We start from the raw sequence: 15,590 nt of genomic DNA, 5'->3' as shown, positions 1-15,590 counted from the left end.
ACTTGCGCAATTGCGAAAGTATCAAAACGATGGCAGGCTGGACATCGTGATCAGAGCACTCCGCCCCGTCCTGATGCTGCTTCTCGCGGCTGTTCCGGCGATCGCGCTGCGGCTCAGCGGCGTCCATCCGGCAGCTCCGTTGGCCATCGTTGTCTTCGGGCTCGGAGTGGTCGCGGCGTCGTTCGTGCTGGCCTGGGCGGCCGAGGCGGCCGAGGTCGACATCTCCGGCGGGCTCGCGATCGCGCTGCTCGCGGTCATCGCCGTACTTCCGGAGTACGCGGTCGATCTGTACTTCGCCCACACCGCCGGCAGCCAACCGGAGTACGTCGCCTACGCCGCCGCCAACATGACCGGCTCAAACCGGCTACTGCTCGGCCTCGGCTGGTCCAGCGTCGTACTGATCAGCCTGTACGTCGCCAGCAAGCGCAGCGGCCGCACCATCAAGGCCCTGGTGCTCGAGTCGGGCTACCGCCGCGAGCTGGGCTTCCTGGCCGTCGCTAGCGTCGTGGCCTTCATCATCCCGATCACCGGGCAGATCCACTTGCTCCTGGGCATCGCCCTGCTGGCCTTCTTCGCGTACTACCTCTGGCGCGCGGCTACGGCCGACAGCGGCCACGAGCCGGACCTCATCGGACCGGCTGCCCGGATCGGTGCGCTCGGCAAGGTGCAGCGACGGATCACTGTCGTCGCGATGTTCGCGGCGGCCGCCGGAATCATCCTGCTGTCCGCAGAGCCGTTTGCTGACTCGCTGGTCGAGGGTGGGCAGGCACTGGGCATCGACCAGTTCCTGCTCGTGCAGTGGCTGGCCCCGCTGGCGTCTGAGGCGCCGGAGTTCATCGTGGCGATCCTGTTCGCCTGGCGCGGCAAGGGAGCGGCCGCACTCGGCCTGCTGATCTCCGCGAAGGTGAACCAGTGGACGCTGCTCATCGGCAGCCTCCCGATCGCCTACGGCATCGGTGGCGGCCCTGCTGCTCTTCCGCTGGACGGTCGCCAGGTCGAGGAGTTCCTGCTGACCGCTACCCAGACGGTGCTCGGCCTGGCGGTCCTGCTGAGCCTGCGCTTCCCGCGCTGGGCTGCTTGGGCGCTGCTGGGGTTGTTCGCGGTGCAGTTCGCAGTACCGGGGCAGACCGGGCGCTATGTGCTCTCGGGCATCTACCTGGCGCTGGCGATCTGGGCACTCAGCTACAACCGCCAGTACGTCGTACAGACCCTGACATCACCGTTCCGCCGCACCTCGAAGGTCACGGCGGAACAGGAGTCGGAGTTGGCGGGGGTTTAGCTGGCCTGCTGCTCCTCGACCATCGGGGTCGGGCGGCGGCGCTCCTGCGGGCCGGGGCGGCCACGGCGGCGGCCGGAGAGGAACTTCTCGCCGGCGGCGGTACCGGTGAACTTGGTCCGGCGGGCCCACTCACGGCACTCCTCGATCACCGGGCAGGCGGTCATACAGATCGCCTGTGCCTTGCGCTGCTCCCAGGCGCTCGCGGTCTCGTCGTACGCCGGCGCCTGGCCGATGCATGCCGCACGCATCATCCAGCGGTCGGCGGGGTCGGCGATCACCGTCAAGGTCGGCCTCATGGGCACTCCTGCTCAAAGCTCATCGATCGGGCGGATCGATCCGGGGGGTTTCCCGCGGTACGACCAGCGTGCGCCAGCCTCGTTGCCCCGGTGCGACGGCAATGTTTCAGCCATGAAACGTCACGACCGGACAATGTCACACCGCAGCCGCCGCCAACCCCCGATTCGCCGCCCCCGTGAGCAAACTCCGCACAGTCTCCTCAGCACAAGCCTTGTTCGCCCCGATCCCACCCTGAGCCCCTCGCTTGATCCACCCCGTCACAAAATGCCCCGGTCGCCCAACCACGGCCCCCCGCTCATTCGGCACCACCCCACGCACCTCATCAAACGGCAACCCGGCCACCGGCCGCCCGACGAACCCGATGGCGGTGAAGAGGTTGCCCGCCGAGATGACTCCCCGGCTGGTGCTGAGGCCGGCGCCCGGATCCCACGCGGTCGGCGTGGTGTTGAAGCGCAGCACGATCCGTCGCCCAGGCAGCGGCGGCACGCCCAGCTCGGGAGATGTGTCCCGAGCGACAGGACATAGTGGCTGGTCGGCGGTTGCCCGCGGGGTTTCTGAGCGCGGCGACGGGCTAGTTGAGTCACTATGTCCTGTCGCTCGGGACACATCGACGCCTTGGAGGTCCAGCAGGTCGCGGAAGGCCGAGTCGGAGTAGGCGGCGGCTTCGGGGCCTCGGCGGGCGAGGATTACTACCTCGGTGATGCCGCTGGTTGCGAGGGCCGTGCGAACTGCGGGCGGTAGGTCGAGGTCAGCCAGGCGGTCGGCGTTGCTGACCAGTAGGCGGGCCAGGTCCAGGGCCACATTGCCGTTGCCGACGATCACTGCTCGGGGGCCGCGCAGAGAGACCGGCAGGTCGGCGAAGCCTGGGCGGCCGTTGTACCAGGCAACTACCGAGGAGGCGGGGCAGCTGCCAGCGGAGTCTTCGCCGGGGATGTTGAGGCGGCGACTGGTGTAGGAGCCGACCGCGTGGATCACGGCGTCGTACCGGCTCTCCAACTCCACCGCGTCCGCCTCGACGCCGGGGCGCCAGGTGACTCGGGGGTGGTCGAGGATGCGGCTGAAGGTCGAGATGATCTGTTTGGTCATCGGATGGTCGGGGGCGACGCCATAGCGCGCCAGCCCGCCGACCAAGGGCAGCCGGTCATAGACAGTCACATCGGCGGTACTACGCAACAGCAGCTCCCGAGTCGCGTACATCCCCGCCGGCCCCGCCCCCACCACCGCAACCCGCCGCGGCCCCGAAGTCCACGGCGAGAAGGTGGGCGCCTCCCAGGTGTTCAGGTCGAGTGCGTCGAGAGCCGGCGTCGATTCGAAGTACGAGCGGTTGAGCTCCACCTCGACCGGCGTCGCCTGCTCGGCCGGCTTGGCCGCGCCGACCGGACACGCATCCGCACAAGCCCCACAGTCGATACAGGTCCGCGGATCGACGAACAGCCCATCCATGCCACCCAACGGATGAATGCTGTTCATCGGGCACACCGCCACACAGCTCGCGTCCGAGCAGCATTCGCCCGTGATGACGTAGGCCATCAGCGCAACCCCGTACGCCGGTAAACCCGCGTCGCCGCCGGCGTCAGCAACCCGACCTCGCCCAGGAAGTCCATCAGGTTGGCGCAACTCGACCGCAGCAACGACCGGTGATGCTCATTCGCCCGAGCCTCCCGCAGCGCCCGCTCCGGATCGAGACCGGCGTTCGCGTAGACCGCCCGGGTCACCATGCTGCTCACGATCATGTCGGCCGCGATCGCGATCACCAGCGCACTCACCCACCGCCGGGCCGCACCGGATCCGGCCAGCCGCTGGCGCGTCTCGTCCCGCGCGAACACCATGTGCCGCGACTCCTCGACGACATGGATGTGGTTCACCGTCCGTACCAAAGGCTCGACCCGGCGGTCCCGCATCCAGTCCCGCTGCATCACGTCGAGCACTTCCTCCGCGACCAGGATCGCCGCGTACGCCGTCTCGCCGGTCGCCACCGTCTTGAACATCCGCCCGAGTTCCCGCGCCTTCGTCCCCGGCCGGTACTCCGCGTCGACCAGCCGCCCCGACGCCCGCGCGAACATGATCGAGTGCCGGCACTCGTCGGCGATCTCGGTCAGCGCCCACTGGAACTCCGCACTGGCCGGATTCACCGAGTAGACGTCGCGAAGGATCAGCTGCTGCAGAATCATCTCGAACCAGATCCCCGTCGAGGCGACCGACGCCGCCTCGTGCCGGGTCAGCTCGACGCGCTGCGCTCCGGTCAGCTCATCCCAGTACGCCGTGCCGTAGAGCGTGCTCCACTCCGGACTCAGCCCGTAGCCGTCGCCGAGCGGCGCCGCCCAGTCGATCTCCGTCGCCGGATCCCGCGACAACCGCGCCGAGGAGTCGAGCAACCGCCGTGCAGTCTGATCCGTGCCGTGCATGGAGAACCTCCCGGCCGAGATACAACATCCTCTATGTAACATAGATCGTGTATCAAAGCAGGGCAACCCCGGCGGTCACTGGCTGGGACGAACCATCCTGAGTTCCGGGACGCCGAAGAACGGCTCGTCCACCTGGGTGCCGTCCTCGACGAACCCGTGCCGCCGGTAGAACGCCTTCGCCCGCTCGTTGCCCGCCAGCACCCAGAGGCTCGCCGCCTCCTTGCCGATGGCAACGTCCAGCAGCCGGTACCCGAGCCCGCTCCCCCACCACTTCTCACGCACGTAGATCGCGTACAGCTCCAACGCCGTCGGCGCATCCTCGTCCCGCGTCGGCCCCGGCGACGAGAACCCGATCACCCGGTCCCGTACCGCGGCCGCCGGATCAGGATTGACCGCGACCCACCGCTGCACCCCCTGTGACAGCCGCTCCGTCCACCGCTCGACCCGCAGCTCCAGATCACTCGTCTTCTCGGCCAACCGGTCCGCGTCGACAAGCCCGGCGTACGCCTCCTGCCAGCAGGTCAGGTGGCACCAGGCAGCGGCTTCCGCGTCCGCGACGACGGCGCGGCGGATCTCGATCTCCATTCAGACAGTGAAGACGATCTTGCCGAAGACGTCACCCGCATTCAGTTTCGTGAAGCCCTCGCGGGCGTCGGCGAGCGCGTAGGTGCTGTCGATGTGCGGCCGGATGCCCGCATTGGCCATGAACTGCACCAGCTCGGCCAGCTCGGCCCGCGTCCCCATCGTCGAGCCCTGCACCCGCAGCTGCAGGAAGAAGATCCGGTTGAGCTCGGCCGACTTCGGCGCCTGCCCGCTGGTCGCGCCGGAGATCACCACCGTGCCGCCCTGCTTGAGCGACTTCAGCGAGTGCGACCAGGTCGCCTGCCCCACGGTCTCCATCACCGCATCGACCCGCTCCGGCAACCGCGCACCCGACTCGAAGGCCTCATGCGCCCCGATCTCGACCGCCTTCGCCCGCTTGCCTTCATCCCGGCTGGTCGCCCAGACGCGCAGCCCGGCAGCCCGTGCGAGCGTGATCAGCGACGACGCGACCCCACCACCCGCGCCCTGGACAAGTACCGTGTCGCCCGGCTTGAGCGGCGACTGCGTGAACAACATCCGGTACGCCGTGAGCCAGGCCGTCGGCAGGCACGCGGCCTCCTCGAAACTCAACCCAGCAGGCTTCGGTACGACGTTGGCGGCCGGCACCGCGATCTTCTGGGCCAGCGTCCCCTGGTGCACTTCGCTCAGCAGCGACCGCTTGGGATCGAGCGTCTCGTCGCCCTTCCACGAGGGATCCGAGATGACCGCGTGCACCACCACTTCGTTGCCGTCCGGGTCGATCCCCGCCGCGTCGCAGCCAAGGATCATCGGCAGATTCTTCTCCGCCAGCCCGACACCCTTCAACGACCACAGGTCATGGTGATTGAGCGCCGTCGCCTTGACGTCGACCGTGACCCACCCGTCAGCCGCGACCGGCTCGGGCCGCTCCCCCACCTCCAGCGCAGAGATCGGGTCGTCCGCGTCGAACCTGGCAGCGTAAGCAGCAAGCATGTCGTCCACCTTATTGGGTTGAGCACCGCATCGGGGCTGGGGCAAGGTTCGCCGGATGAGCATCGTGGTGAACCACCCGTCCGAAGACCTGACCTTCATGACGCCGTTGTCGCAGGCGCGGGCCGGACGGCTGACAGAGTTCCTGGCCACCAGCCCACAGCAGCACAAGGAGCAAAGAGTTCTCGATCTCGGCTGCGGCTGGGGAGAGCTGCTCCTGCGCGTGGTCGAAGCCTCGCCGACAGCTCGTGGAATCGGCATCGACCTCGACCAGCCGGCGATCGAGCACGGCCGGAAGCTGGCCAGGGACCGCGGTCTGGCCGACCGGGTGACGTTCACGGACGGCGATGCGAAGGCGCAGCCCGACGGATCGGCCGACGCGGTGATCTGCATCGGCGCGAGCCAGATCTGGGGCCCGCCGGTCGAGGCGAGGCAGCCGCTCGACTACGTGAGCGCGTTGCGCGCCCTGCGGAAGGTGGTCGCCCCGGGCGGCCGGGTCCTGTACGGCGAGGGCATCTGGTCGCGTACTCCGACGCCCGAGGCCATCGCGCCGCTCGCCGGCCGGCTGGACGAATTCCTCGGACTGGGCGAACTGATCGAGCTCGCCGTCGCGCACGGCTTCCAGCCGGTTCAGGTGCACGAGGCCAACCTCGACGAGTGGGACGAGTTCGAGTCCGGATCCAACGCCCGGTACACCCGCTGGCTGGCCGAGCACGGCACCGGGCACCCGGACGCCGACGGCGTACTGGCCCGGGCGGCCGCGAAGCGCGCTGCGTACTTCGGCGGCTACCGCGGCATCCTCGGTATGGCTTACCTGGCCCTCGTCGCCGTCTAGCACGAGAGGGCCAGGGCAGCGTCGAGCACCGCAGTGCTCGACGCTGGCCTGCTCAGTCGCGGGCTACTCCGTCGCGGCGGGCCGCCTCGGCGACGGCTGCCGCTACAGCCGGGGCGACGCGCGCGTCGAACGGCGACGGGATGATGTAGTCCGCCCGCAGCTCTTCCTCCGGGATCAGCGCGGCCAACGCCTCGGCGGCGGCCAGCTTCATGCCCTCGGTGATCCGGCTGGCGTTGACGTCGAAGGCGCCCCGGAAGATGCCCGGGAAGGCCAGGACGTTGTTGATCTGATTCGGGAAGTCCGAGCGACCCGTGGCAACGACCGCGGCGTGCCGGTGAGCGATGTCCGGGTGTACTTCGGGATTCGGGTTGGCCAGCGCGAAGATCATCGCGCCAGGCGCCATCCGCGCGATGGCCTCCTCCGGCACGGTTCCGCCCGACACACCGAGGAAGACGTCAGCGCCATCCAGCGCATCGACCAGCCGACCGGAAAGTCCACCCGTGTTGGTGTCCTGGGCCAGCGAAAGCTTGACCGGGTTGAGGTCCGGGCGATCCTCGTGCAGCACGCCCTTGCTGTCCACGACGGCCAGGTCGCCGACGCCCGCCTGCAAGAGGATCCGCGCGCAAGCCACCCCGGCCGCACCCGCGCCGGAGATGACGACGCGGATGTCGGAGATGGACTTGCCGGTCAGGCGCAGTGCATTGCGCAGGGCAGCCAGTACGACGACCGCAGTACCGTGCTGGTCGTCGTGGAAGACCGGGATGTCGAGCCGTTCCTTCAGCCGGCGCTCGATCTCGAAGCAGCGCGGCGCGGAGATGTCCTCGAGGTTGATCCCACCGAAGGTCGGCGCCAGCCGGACGACGGTCTCGACGAACTCGTCCACATCCGTGCAGTCCAGGGCGATCGGCACCGAGTCGACGCCGCCGAACTCCTTGAACAGCAGGGCCTTGCCCTCCATCACCGGCAGCGACGCGGCCGGGCCGATGTCACCGAGTCCGAGCACCGCGGTGCCGTCGGTGACGACCGCGACCACGTTGGACTTCCAGGTGTACTTGCGGACCAGCGCCGGGTCCTCGGCGATCGCGGTGCAGACCCGGGCGACGCCGGGCGTGTAGGCGCGGGACAGCTCGTCGGCATTCGTGACGTGGACCGAGGACGTCACCTCGATCTTGCCACCGAGGTGCAGCTCGAAGACCGGATCACCGGCGTAGGGATCGGCTTGCGGGGTGGACGGAACCACTTCGGCGACCATGAAAAGGGACCCTTCACTTCGGAAAGCAGGCAGAAGAAATGCAGGAGCGAGCGTTCGATGAGGGTGCGTCGAACGGCGCCGTTGCCAGGGGGTCACCCGTCGCTACGAGTAAACCACAGGACACACTGGTCCTATCTGTGAGGGTTCACACACTGCAGTACCGCGGATGACGATCGAGTCTCGTCCACCGAAAGCAGCGGTCACGTGACTGCCTGCTGTGCCAGGATGCGAACCTTCCACAACCGGCACGAGGAGCACTCGCGATGAACCAGATTCTGCGTACCAGCCGCCGTACGGTGGCAGCCGCCTCGGCGGCCGTTCTCGCCCTCTCCCTGGTCGCCTGCGGTGGCGACGACTCCGGTAGCGGCGGCGGCAGCGACGACAAGGCGAAGGCGGCCGGCATCACGCTGGTCAAGTCCGGCAAGCTGACCGTCTGCACACACCTGCCGTACAAGCCGTTCGAGTTCAAGGACGGCACCAAGGTGGTCGGCTTCGACTACGACCTGCTCGACCTGGTCGCCAAGGATCTCGGCGTGGAGCAGGAGGTGGTCAACATCGAGTGGTCGCAGATCACCTCCGGGGCCGCCTTCGCCGCGAAGAAGTGCGACATGGGGATGGGCGCGATGACGATCCGCGAGGACCGGCAGAAGGCGCTCGCCATCACCGACCCCTACATGGACGCGACCCAGGTCCTGCTGGTGAAGAAGGACTCGCCGTACAAGTCGCTGGCCGACCTGAAGGGCAAGAAGATCGGCGCCCAGGCCGATACCACCGGCAAGGACTACGCGGACAAGTACAAGGCCGCCAACGGCTACGAGGTGCTGGTCTTCGCCGACCTGACGCTGCAGACCAACAACGTCAAGTCCGGCCGGGTGGACGCCGCGATCAACGACAACGGCGTGCTCTACCCGTTCGTCTCGGAGAACCCCGACACCGCCGTGGTCGCGGAGTTCGACACCGGTGAGAAGTACGGCTTCGCCGCCAAGAAGGACGACCCGTCCGGCACCAAGCTGGTGGAGAAGTTCAACGAGCTGCTGAAGAAGGCCAAATCCGACGGCAGCTACACCGAGATCTACAAGAAGTGGTTCAAGACCGAGCCGAAGAAGTGAGCGCGCCCGAACACGCCCCCGCCGTACCCCGGCGGGGGCTGAGTCCCCGGCAGCGGTCGCAGCGCTGGCGGCTGGCGCAGTACGCCGTACTGGCCGCGCTGGTCGTGGTCGCGATCTTCTCGGCCGACTGGAAGCAGATCGGTGACGTCTTCTTCCGGCCGGCGCTGATCAAGGCAGCCTTCACCGAGGGGTTGCCCGAGGCGCTGCTGAAGACGCTCGAGTACACCGCCGGAGCGTTCGTGATCGGCCTGGCCGGCGGCACGATCCTGGCCCTGATGCGACTCAGTTCGGTCGGTCCGTACCGGTGGCTGGCGACGGCGTACATCGAGTTCTTCCGTGGGCTGCCGGCCATCGTGGTCTTCATCGCGTTCAGCCTGCTGCCGCTCGCGTTCGAGGGGATGACGATTCCCTTCGATCCGTACGGCGTGGTCTGGCTCGCGCTCGGCATCGTCGCGGCCGCCTACATGGCCGAGGTGATCCGGGCCGGCATCCAGGCGGTGCCGAAGGGGCAGATCGAGGCGGCCCGGTCGCTCGGGATGCCGCCCGGGCTGGCGTTGCGCAAGATCGTCCTGCCGCAGGCGTTCCGGATCGTGCTGCCGGCGCTGGCCAACGACTTGATCCTGCTGGTCAAGGACTCGTCGCTGGTCTTCATCATCGGCGTCTCGACGTCGGCCAACGAGCTGACCGGGTTCGGTCGCGAGCTGGCCAACAGCGAGTCGAACCTGACACCGCTGATCGTGGCCGGCATCTGCTACCTGATCATCACCCTGCCGCTGGGCATCCTCGTCCGCCGGCTCGAGGCAAAGGCTGCGAGGGCGCGCTGATGGCACTGGTAGAAATCCACGATCTGCACAAGTCCTTCGGCAGCAACCACGTACTCCGCGGCATCGACTTCGCCGTCGAGGAGGGCGAGGTGGTCTGCGTCATCGGGCCGTCCGGCTCCGGCAAGTCGACGCTGCTGCGGTGCGTCAACCTGCTCGAAGTACCGGAGAAGGGCAAGGTGCTCGTCAGCGGCGAGGACATCACCGACCCCGACTGCCACCTGGACGCGGCCCGGGCCCGGATCGGGATGGTGTTCCAGCAGTTCAACCTGTTCCCGCACCTGTCCGTACTGGCCAACTGCACCGTGGCGCAGACGACGGTACTGCGACGCAACGCGTCGGCCGCCGGGGAGATCGCGCGGGCCAACCTCGATCGGGTCGGCCTCAACGACAAGGTGAACGCCTACCCGATGCAACTGTCGGGCGGTCAGCAGCAGCGGGTCGCGATCGCCCGGGCGCTGTCGATGGACCCGGCCCTGATGCTCTTCGACGAGCCCACCTCGGCGCTCGACCCAGAGCTGGTCGGCGACGTCCTGACGGTGATGCGCAAGCTCGCCCTGGACGGCATGACGATGCTCGTCGTCACCCATGAGATGGCCTTCGCCCGCGAGGTCGCCGACCGGGTGGTCTTCATGGACGGCGGCGTGATCGTCGAACAGGGCCCGCCCGCCGAGGTGATCGGCAACCCGCAGCAGGAGCGCACCCGGACCTTCCTGCGCCGGGTGCTCGACCCGACCCACGTCGAGCCGACCTGATCGTTGCCATACGCAACATGAAGTCACCGTCCGTGCGCGGCCGCCGACAGTCCGTGGCGGCCGCGGCGTACGGACCCAGTACCGAGTGTGACGATGACTACGATCCGGTCTCCAATCGGTGTTTGTCAGTGCGCAACTGGTCGGGGGCTGTGCCAAGATGCGGAAAAAGCAGCCTTGGAGGGCCTTGAGATGTCAGTTCTGCGTATGACCCTTGCCGTGTGTGGGGTCGTGGTGCTGTCCGCGAGTGGATGCGGTTCGGACAGCCTGTCGGGTAGTTCCCCGTCGACGAGCACCTCGTCGTCGAGCCAGCCGACCACCGGCGGCTCCGTGGACCCGGAACTGGCAGCGGCGTTGCCGGCCAAGATCAAGTCGGCCGGCAAGATCACCGTCGGCACGGACGCGACCTACCCGCCGAACGAGTTCCTGCAGGGCGGCAAGACCGTCGCCGGGATGGACGTCGACGTGTTCAACGCCGTCGCGAAGAAGTTCGGCGTCACCGTCGACTGGCAGCCGGCCGGCTTCGACACCATCATCACCGGTGTGCAGAGCGGCAAGTACGACATGGGCATCTCGTCGTTCACCATCAACGACAAGCGCAAGGCCCAGGTCAACATGGTCAGCTACTTCAACGCCGGCACCCAGTGGGCCACCGCGGCGGGCAACCCGAAGAAGGTCGACCCGGCCGACGCCTGCGGCAAGACGATCGCCGTGCAGAAGGGCACCACCCAGCTGGAGGACGACCTCCCGGTCAAGCAGGCGGCCTGCAAGAAGGCCGGCAAGCCGGAGATCAAGCTGATCATCCGCGAGAAGCAGGACGCCGCCACGGCCGATGTCGCCACCGGCAAGGCCGACGCGATGCTCGCCGACTCCCCCGTCGTCCTGTACGCCGCCAAGCAGTCGCAGGGCAAGATCGAGGCGCTCGGCGACATCTACGACGCCGCGCCCTACGGGTACGTCGTACCGAAGGCCGAGACCGCCTTCGCCGACGCGCTCGCCAAGGCCCTCAAGGCGGTCGATGCCGACGGCTCCTACAAGGCTGCGCTGAGCACCTGGGGCAACGAGTCGGGCGCGATCACCGACTTCGCCGTGAACCCCTGAGATGACGTCAGGTACCGACGACCCGCGTCCGGTCGACCAGCCCGCCACCACGGCGGCTGACCGGCCGGGCGCGATCGACGCCGTCCCGGTCCGGCACCCGGGCCGCTGGGTGGCCATCGCCGTCCTCGCGGTGCTGTTCGCGATGTTCGCGCACCTGGTGCTGACCAACAAGGAGTTCGACTGGAAGTTCGTCTTCCAGGCGATGAACCAGTCGCCGGTGCTCGAGGGCCTGGTCAAGGGCACCTTGCTGGTCACCGTGCTGAGCATGGTGCTCGGGGTCGGCGGCGGTGTACTGCTGGCCGTGATGCGGCTGTCGGACAACCCGATCCTGTCGGGCGTGGCCTGGCTGTTCACCTGGTTCTTCCGCAGCGTTCCGCGGTACATCCTGCTGTTCACGATGGCCACGCTCGGCATCCTGTTCAAGGACGGGCTGTCGTTCGGCTTCCCGTTCGACTGGAAGATCATCGAGTGGCTGGGGATGTCGGGTGACTGGCGGTTCCTGACCCTGGACGCCAACCAGGTCTTCACCGGCATCGTGGCCGGCGTGCTGGGACTCGGCTTGTCCGAGGCGGCGTATATGGCCGAGATCGCCCGGGCCGGCATCATGAGCGTCGACAAGGGCCAGCTCGAGGCCGCCGAGGCGCTCGGGATGAACCGGGGCAAGGCGATGCGCCGGGTCGTGCTGCCGCAGGCGATGCGGGTGATCGTGCCGCCGACCGGCAACGAGACGATCGCCATGCTCAAGGACACTTCACTGTTGATCGCGGTACCGGTGACGACCGAGCTGTTCTACCAGCTGCAGTCGATCGGAAGCGTTTACTACAAGACATTCCCGGTCGCCGTCGCCGCGACGCTGTACTACCTGGCCGCCACCAGCGTGCTGATGGTCGGGCAGTACTTCCTCGAGCGGCACTTCGGCAAGGGCTTCGGGACCAAGGCCCCGCGAGCCGCCCGGCCGGCCGGGGCAGGAGGCGCCTGATGATCGGACCATTGGTCCACGCGGTCAACGTGACCAAGTCGTTCCACCACAACCAGGTGCTGAAGGGCATCGACCTCGACGTCGACGAGGGCCGGGTGGTCTGCCTGCTCGGCCCGTCGGGATCGGGCAAGACCACCTTCCTGCGCTGCATCAACCAGCTCGAGACGATCGACGGCGGCCGGATCTGGGTCGACGGCGACCTGATGGGGTACGCCGACCGGGACGGGAAGCTGTACCGGCTGCCCGACAAGCAGATCGCGGCCCAGCGGCGCGAGATCGGGATGGTCTTCCAGCGGTTCAACCTGTTCCCGCACATGACGGCGATCGAGAACGTCGCCGAGGCGCCGGTCCAGGTCAAGGGCGAGTCGAAGAAGGCAGCCCGCCAGCGTGCGCTCGAGCTGCTCGAACGCGTCGGGCTGGCCGACCGCTGTGCGGCGTACCCGGCGCAGTTGTCAGGTGGCCAGCAGCAGCGGGTGGCGATCGCGCGGGCACTGGCGATGCAGCCCAAGCTGATGCTGTTCGACGAGCCGACGTCTGCGCTCGACCCCGAACTGGTCGGCGAGGTGCTGTCGGTGATGCGTGAGCTGGCGTCCGAGGGGATGACGATGATCGTCGTCACTCACGAGATGTCCTTCGCCCGCGAGGTGGCCGACACGGTCGTCTTCATGGACGGCGGGGTGGTGGTCGAGGCCGGCGCCCCGGCCGACGTGATCGGCAACCCGCAACACCAGCGCACCAAGACCTTCCTGAGCCGGCTGCGTTCGGAGCACGAGCACCCGTAGGCCGCAGTACGGCTGCTCGGCGTGCATAGCTGGGCTGAAGAGTGGAAGATGTAACGCGATGGGCCAGGCGCCCATCGCGTCAGCCCTGCCTGGGAGGCAAAGCACTGTGAGCAGCAACGGACGATCCGCCGAGGTCCGCCTCAGCATTCCCGCGGACAGCGCCTACATCGCGGTGCCGCGGTCGGTCGTCGGCAACCTGGCGGCCCGCAACGACTTCACCGTGGACGCGATCGACGATCTGCGGATCGCGGTGGACGAGGCGTGCGCGCTGCTGCTCCCGCAGGCCTCCGACGGCGTCCTGGACCTGGTCTTCGAGATCGCCCCGCCGCAGCTGACGATCAGTACGACGGCCACCGTGCCGAACGGCTGGAAGCCGGACACCACCTCGTTCGGGTGGACCGTACTGACCGCGCTGGTGGAGTCTGCCGCTGCCGAGACCGTCGACGGGCGGCTGACGATCACGGTGTCGTCGTCCGCGACCACGTCGGAGAAGGCGTGACAGACGAACGACCCCTGGAGAGCGAGCCCCAGGAACCCGACCTACGCACCAAGACCGCCACCTACTTCGCCGCGATGGGTGGTTCGACCCCAGGAGATCCGGCCCACACGCTCGCCCGTGACAGCCTGGTCTCCTTGCACATGCCGCTGGTGGAGCATCTCGCCCGGCGCTTCCGCAACCGCGGCGAACCGTACGACGATCTGGTCCAGGTGGCCACGATCGGCCTGATCAAGGCGATCGACCGGTTCGACTCCGATCGCGGGGTGGAGTTCTCCACCTACGCGACGCCGACGATCCTCGGGGAGATCAAGCGGTACTTCCGGGACAAGGGCTGGGCCATCCGGGTGCCGCGCCGGCTCCAGGAGCTTCGACTGTCGCTGACCGCGGCCACCGCCGAGCTGACGCAGGAGCAGGGCCGGGCGCCGACGGTCGGGGAGCTGTCCGAGCGGCTGGGGCTGCCGGCCGACCTGATCATCGAGGGCCTGGAGTCGGCGAACGCCTACAACACGCTGTCCCTGGACGCCCCGGACCAGAACGAGGCGGACGCCACGACGGTCCTGGACGGCCTGGGAGGCGAGGACGAGGCGCTGGAGAGCGTCGAGTACCGCGAGTCGCTCAAGCCGCTGCTGGCCCAGCTGGACACCCGCGAGAAGCGGATCCTGACGCTGCGGTTCTTCCGGGGCATGACCCAGTCGCAGATCGCCGACGAGATCGGCATCTCGCAGATGCACGTCTCCCGGCTGCTCGCCCGCACGCTCACCGAACTGCGGGCAGGCCTGCTCAAGGAGTGACTGCTACAGGACCGGGTGGTCCTCGCCCGGCTCCCGGTTGAGGGCCTCCATCGACGGCTTCTGGAAGACGGCGACCAGCACGGCGATCGCGGCGACGGCCAGGATCACCGAGACGAACTTGGTCGAGCCGCCCCAGAAGCTGTACGCCATGAACAGCTGGATCAGCTGGGCGAAGACGGCCGGCCCGCGGCTCCAGGGCGAGGTCCGGTAGAGCCCGCGGGCGACGAAGAGCAGGCCGGCGCCGTACAGGAGCAGGAAGCCGGCGGTGGTCAGACCGAGCACCAGCCGGTCCTTGTCGATCGTAATTGCTTCGACAATTCCCAGAACGGCGAGCACCAGCCCTTCCGCTGCGACCACAGCCGCAGCTAGCTTGAGCGGGCGCGGAGCTGTGGACGGCGTCGTTTCGGTCGGCACGGGCTCCAGCGTAGTGCTGGGCGCGGAGCGGTAGTGCGCCCGGCCGGAGAGCAACCGGGACGACGACCCTCCTCCCCCGGGAGCTCAAGGGTCGGAGAACCTCAGCCCCACAGGGATTGAAGTTTTGCGTAACCCCAGGGCTGTTGGATCGGTTACTTGCAGTGAACGGGTGATCGCACCGAGGCTCCCTCGTCCGGTTTCCGGACGCGGTGAACCGCTGTGCACCGGTTCGTAGTGTTAAGAGAGTGTTGTGATCGGATCGACAACTCCAGAACCCTTGTTTCGATCACACTAGATTGGGAACATGGAGTCGTTCGTGAAAACGTTCACAACGCTCCGCACCACCCCCGTGCGAGTACAGGCGCGCTGACTGGGCACAGACCAGGCCGTCAGCGTCACCAAACTACTGAGAGAGATGGGATCCGCCATGGATTGGCGCCACCGGGCCATTTGCCTCGATGAGGACCCGGAACTATTTTTCCCCATTGGCAACACCGGGCCCGCGATCATGCAGATCGAGGAGGCCAAGCAGGTGTGCCGTCGCTGCGACGTGCGTGAACAGTGCCTCGCCTGGGCGCTGGAAGCCGGCCAGGACCACGGTGTCTGGGGCGGTCTGAGTGAGGACGAGCGACGCGCTCTGAAGCGCCGCAACGCCCGCGCTCGCATCCGCACCGCCTGACACGAGTTTCGACGCAGGCCCCGCGGGATCCGCGGGGCCTTTCG

Annotated in this window: 18 protein-coding genes; 11 read left to right on the top strand and 7 right to left on the bottom strand. The window is 67.9% G+C overall.

Translation table 11 applies throughout. The features are described 5' to 3' along the window. The first annotated feature begins 46 nt into the window (after window positions 1-46). Complete coding sequence (locus tag ABD768_RS20325) at window positions 47-1,279, top strand: sodium:proton exchanger (protein WP_344842805.1); 1,233 nt, start codon at window positions 47-49, stop codon at window positions 1,277-1,279. Here ABD768_RS20325 and ABD768_RS20320 read toward each other — a convergent pair. From ABD768_RS20320 to ABD768_RS20300, 5 genes are all read right to left on the bottom strand, one after another. Continuing rightward, complete coding sequence (locus ABD768_RS20320; RefSeq protein WP_328327303.1) at window positions 1,276-1,575, bottom strand: WhiB family transcriptional regulator; 300 nt, start codon at window positions 1,573-1,575, stop codon at window positions 1,276-1,278. The genes ABD768_RS20325 and ABD768_RS20320 overlap by 4 nt on opposite strands. A gap of 136 nt (window positions 1,576-1,711) precedes the next feature. Further along, window positions 1,712-3,106 (bottom strand): FAD-dependent oxidoreductase, encoded by a 1,395-nt coding sequence (locus ABD768_RS20315; protein WP_425558438.1) that lies wholly within the window; start codon window positions 3,104-3,106, stop codon window positions 1,712-1,714. Then, complete coding sequence (locus tag ABD768_RS20310; RefSeq protein WP_344842799.1) at window positions 3,106-3,981, bottom strand: AurF N-oxygenase family protein; 876 nt, start codon at window positions 3,979-3,981, stop codon at window positions 3,106-3,108. Before ABD768_RS20310 ends, ABD768_RS20315 begins: the two co-directional genes overlap by 1 nt. A 75-nt stretch (window positions 3,982-4,056) precedes the next feature. Next, window positions 4,057-4,566: a GNAT family N-acetyltransferase gene (locus ABD768_RS20305; protein ID WP_344842797.1), complete on the bottom strand. Its 510-nt coding sequence runs from the start codon at window positions 4,564-4,566 to the stop codon at window positions 4,057-4,059. Further along, window positions 4,567-5,535, bottom strand: coding sequence for a zinc-binding dehydrogenase (locus tag ABD768_RS20300; protein WP_343964658.1), 969 nt, complete (start codon window positions 5,533-5,535; stop codon window positions 4,567-4,569). Between the two features lie 55 nt (window positions 5,536-5,590). On the opposite strand from ABD768_RS20300, the gene ABD768_RS20295 reads away from it, so the two are divergent. Continuing rightward, window positions 5,591-6,367: an SAM-dependent methyltransferase gene (locus ABD768_RS20295; protein WP_344842795.1), complete on the top strand. Its 777-nt coding sequence runs from the start codon at window positions 5,591-5,593 to the stop codon at window positions 6,365-6,367. Window positions 6,368-6,419: 52 nt separating this feature from the next. Here the strand turns inward: ABD768_RS20295 and ABD768_RS20290 are convergent, their stop codons facing one another. Continuing rightward, the gene (locus tag ABD768_RS20290) at window positions 6,420-7,619 is read right to left on the bottom strand and encodes an NAD(P)-dependent malic enzyme (protein WP_344842792.1); all 1,200 of its coding nucleotides are present in this window, start codon (window positions 7,617-7,619) and stop codon (window positions 6,420-6,422) included. Window positions 7,620-7,882: 263 nt separating this feature from the next. Here ABD768_RS20290 and ABD768_RS20285 point away from each other — a divergent pair, with 263 nt between their 5' ends. From ABD768_RS20285 to ABD768_RS20250, 8 genes are all read left to right on the top strand, one after another. Beyond that, a complete protein-coding gene (locus ABD768_RS20285; protein WP_343964652.1) occupies window positions 7,883-8,728 on the top strand; it encodes an ABC transporter substrate-binding protein in 846 nt (281 codons plus the stop codon). Continuing rightward, window positions 8,725-9,552, top strand: coding sequence for an amino acid ABC transporter permease (locus tag ABD768_RS20280; protein WP_343964650.1), 828 nt, complete (start codon window positions 8,725-8,727; stop codon window positions 9,550-9,552). The genes ABD768_RS20285 and ABD768_RS20280 overlap by 4 nt, the downstream gene beginning before the upstream one ends. Then, a complete protein-coding gene (locus tag ABD768_RS20275) occupies window positions 9,552-10,304 on the top strand; it encodes an amino acid ABC transporter ATP-binding protein (protein ID WP_343964648.1) in 753 nt (250 codons plus the stop codon). The genes ABD768_RS20280 and ABD768_RS20275 overlap by 1 nt, the downstream gene beginning before the upstream one ends. Before the next feature lie 189 nt (window positions 10,305-10,493). Continuing rightward, window positions 10,494-11,402, top strand: coding sequence for an ABC transporter substrate-binding protein (locus tag ABD768_RS20270; protein ID WP_344842787.1), 909 nt, complete (start codon window positions 10,494-10,496; stop codon window positions 11,400-11,402). Between the two features lies 1 nt (window position 11,403). Then, on the top strand, window positions 11,404-12,381 hold the full coding sequence (locus ABD768_RS20265) for an amino acid ABC transporter permease (protein ID WP_344842784.1): 978 nt from the start codon (window positions 11,404-11,406) through the stop codon (window positions 12,379-12,381). An 11-nt stretch (window positions 12,382-12,392) separates the two neighbouring features. Next, entirely contained in the window at window positions 12,393-13,163 is a 771-nt protein-coding gene (locus ABD768_RS20260; RefSeq protein WP_425552051.1) for an amino acid ABC transporter ATP-binding protein, read from the top strand. Between the two features lie 106 nt (window positions 13,164-13,269). Further along, on the top strand, window positions 13,270-13,662 hold the full coding sequence (locus tag ABD768_RS20255; protein WP_343964640.1) for an ATP-binding protein: 393 nt from the start codon (window positions 13,270-13,272) through the stop codon (window positions 13,660-13,662). Beyond that, complete coding sequence (locus ABD768_RS20250) at window positions 13,659-14,453, top strand: RNA polymerase sigma factor SigF (protein WP_343964638.1); 795 nt, start codon at window positions 13,659-13,661, stop codon at window positions 14,451-14,453. The genes ABD768_RS20255 and ABD768_RS20250 overlap by 4 nt, the downstream gene beginning before the upstream one ends. 3 nt (window positions 14,454-14,456) lie before the next feature. Here the strand turns inward: ABD768_RS20250 and ABD768_RS20245 are convergent, their stop codons facing one another. Next, window positions 14,457-14,867: a hypothetical protein gene (locus ABD768_RS20245; protein ID WP_343964636.1), complete on the bottom strand. Its 411-nt coding sequence runs from the start codon at window positions 14,865-14,867 to the stop codon at window positions 14,457-14,459. A 427-nt stretch (window positions 14,868-15,294) separates the two neighbouring features. Between ABD768_RS20245 and ABD768_RS20240 the strand changes: the two genes are divergently transcribed. Continuing rightward, a complete protein-coding gene (locus ABD768_RS20240; protein WP_270137079.1) occupies window positions 15,295-15,546 on the top strand; it encodes a WhiB family transcriptional regulator in 252 nt (83 codons plus the stop codon). Window positions 15,547-15,590 lie beyond the last annotated feature (44 nt).

Origin of the sequence: Kribbella ginsengisoli (genome assembly GCF_039537185.1) — a bacterium.
In the GTDB taxonomy this organism is placed as follows: domain Bacteria; phylum Actinomycetota; class Actinomycetes; order Propionibacteriales; family Kribbellaceae; genus Kribbella; species Kribbella koreensis.
Note: the sequence above shows the minus strand (reverse complement) of the source record. Positions and strands in the feature narration are given on the sequence as shown.

Bases quoted from the DNA above. Each gene is read 5' to 3' on its own strand.
- ABD768_RS20320 (WP_328327303.1), bottom strand. From the start codon at position 1,575: ATGAGGCCGACCTTGACGGTGATCGCCGACCCCGCCGACCGCTGGATG.
- ABD768_RS20315 (WP_425558438.1), bottom strand. From the start codon at position 3,106: ATGGCCTACGTCATCACGGGCGAATGCTGCTCGGACGCGAGCTGTGTG.
- ABD768_RS20310 (WP_344842799.1), bottom strand. From the start codon at position 3,981: ATGCACGGCACGGATCAGACTGCACGGCGGTTGCTCGACTCCTCGGCG.
- ABD768_RS20305 (WP_344842797.1), bottom strand. From the start codon at position 4,566: ATGGAGATCGAGATCCGCCGCGCCGTCGTCGCGGACGCGGAAGCCGCT.
- ABD768_RS20300 (WP_343964658.1), bottom strand. From the start codon at position 5,535: ATGCTTGCTGCTTACGCTGCCAGGTTCGACGCGGACGACCCGATCTCT.
- ABD768_RS20295 (WP_344842795.1), top strand. From the start codon at position 5,591: ATGAGCATCGTGGTGAACCACCCGTCCGAAGACCTGACCTTCATGACG.
- ABD768_RS20290 (WP_344842792.1), bottom strand. From the start codon at position 7,619: ATGGTCGCCGAAGTGGTTCCGTCCACCCCGCAAGCCGATCCCTACGCC.
- ABD768_RS20285 (WP_343964652.1), top strand. From the start codon at position 7,883: ATGAACCAGATTCTGCGTACCAGCCGCCGTACGGTGGCAGCCGCCTCG.
- ABD768_RS20275 (WP_343964648.1), top strand. From the start codon at position 9,552: ATGGCACTGGTAGAAATCCACGATCTGCACAAGTCCTTCGGCAGCAAC.
- ABD768_RS20270 (WP_344842787.1), top strand. From the start codon at position 10,494: ATGTCAGTTCTGCGTATGACCCTTGCCGTGTGTGGGGTCGTGGTGCTG.
- ABD768_RS20265 (WP_344842784.1), top strand. From the start codon at position 11,404: ATGACGTCAGGTACCGACGACCCGCGTCCGGTCGACCAGCCCGCCACC.
- ABD768_RS20240 (WP_270137079.1), top strand. From the start codon at position 15,295: ATGGATTGGCGCCACCGGGCCATTTGCCTCGATGAGGACCCGGAACTA.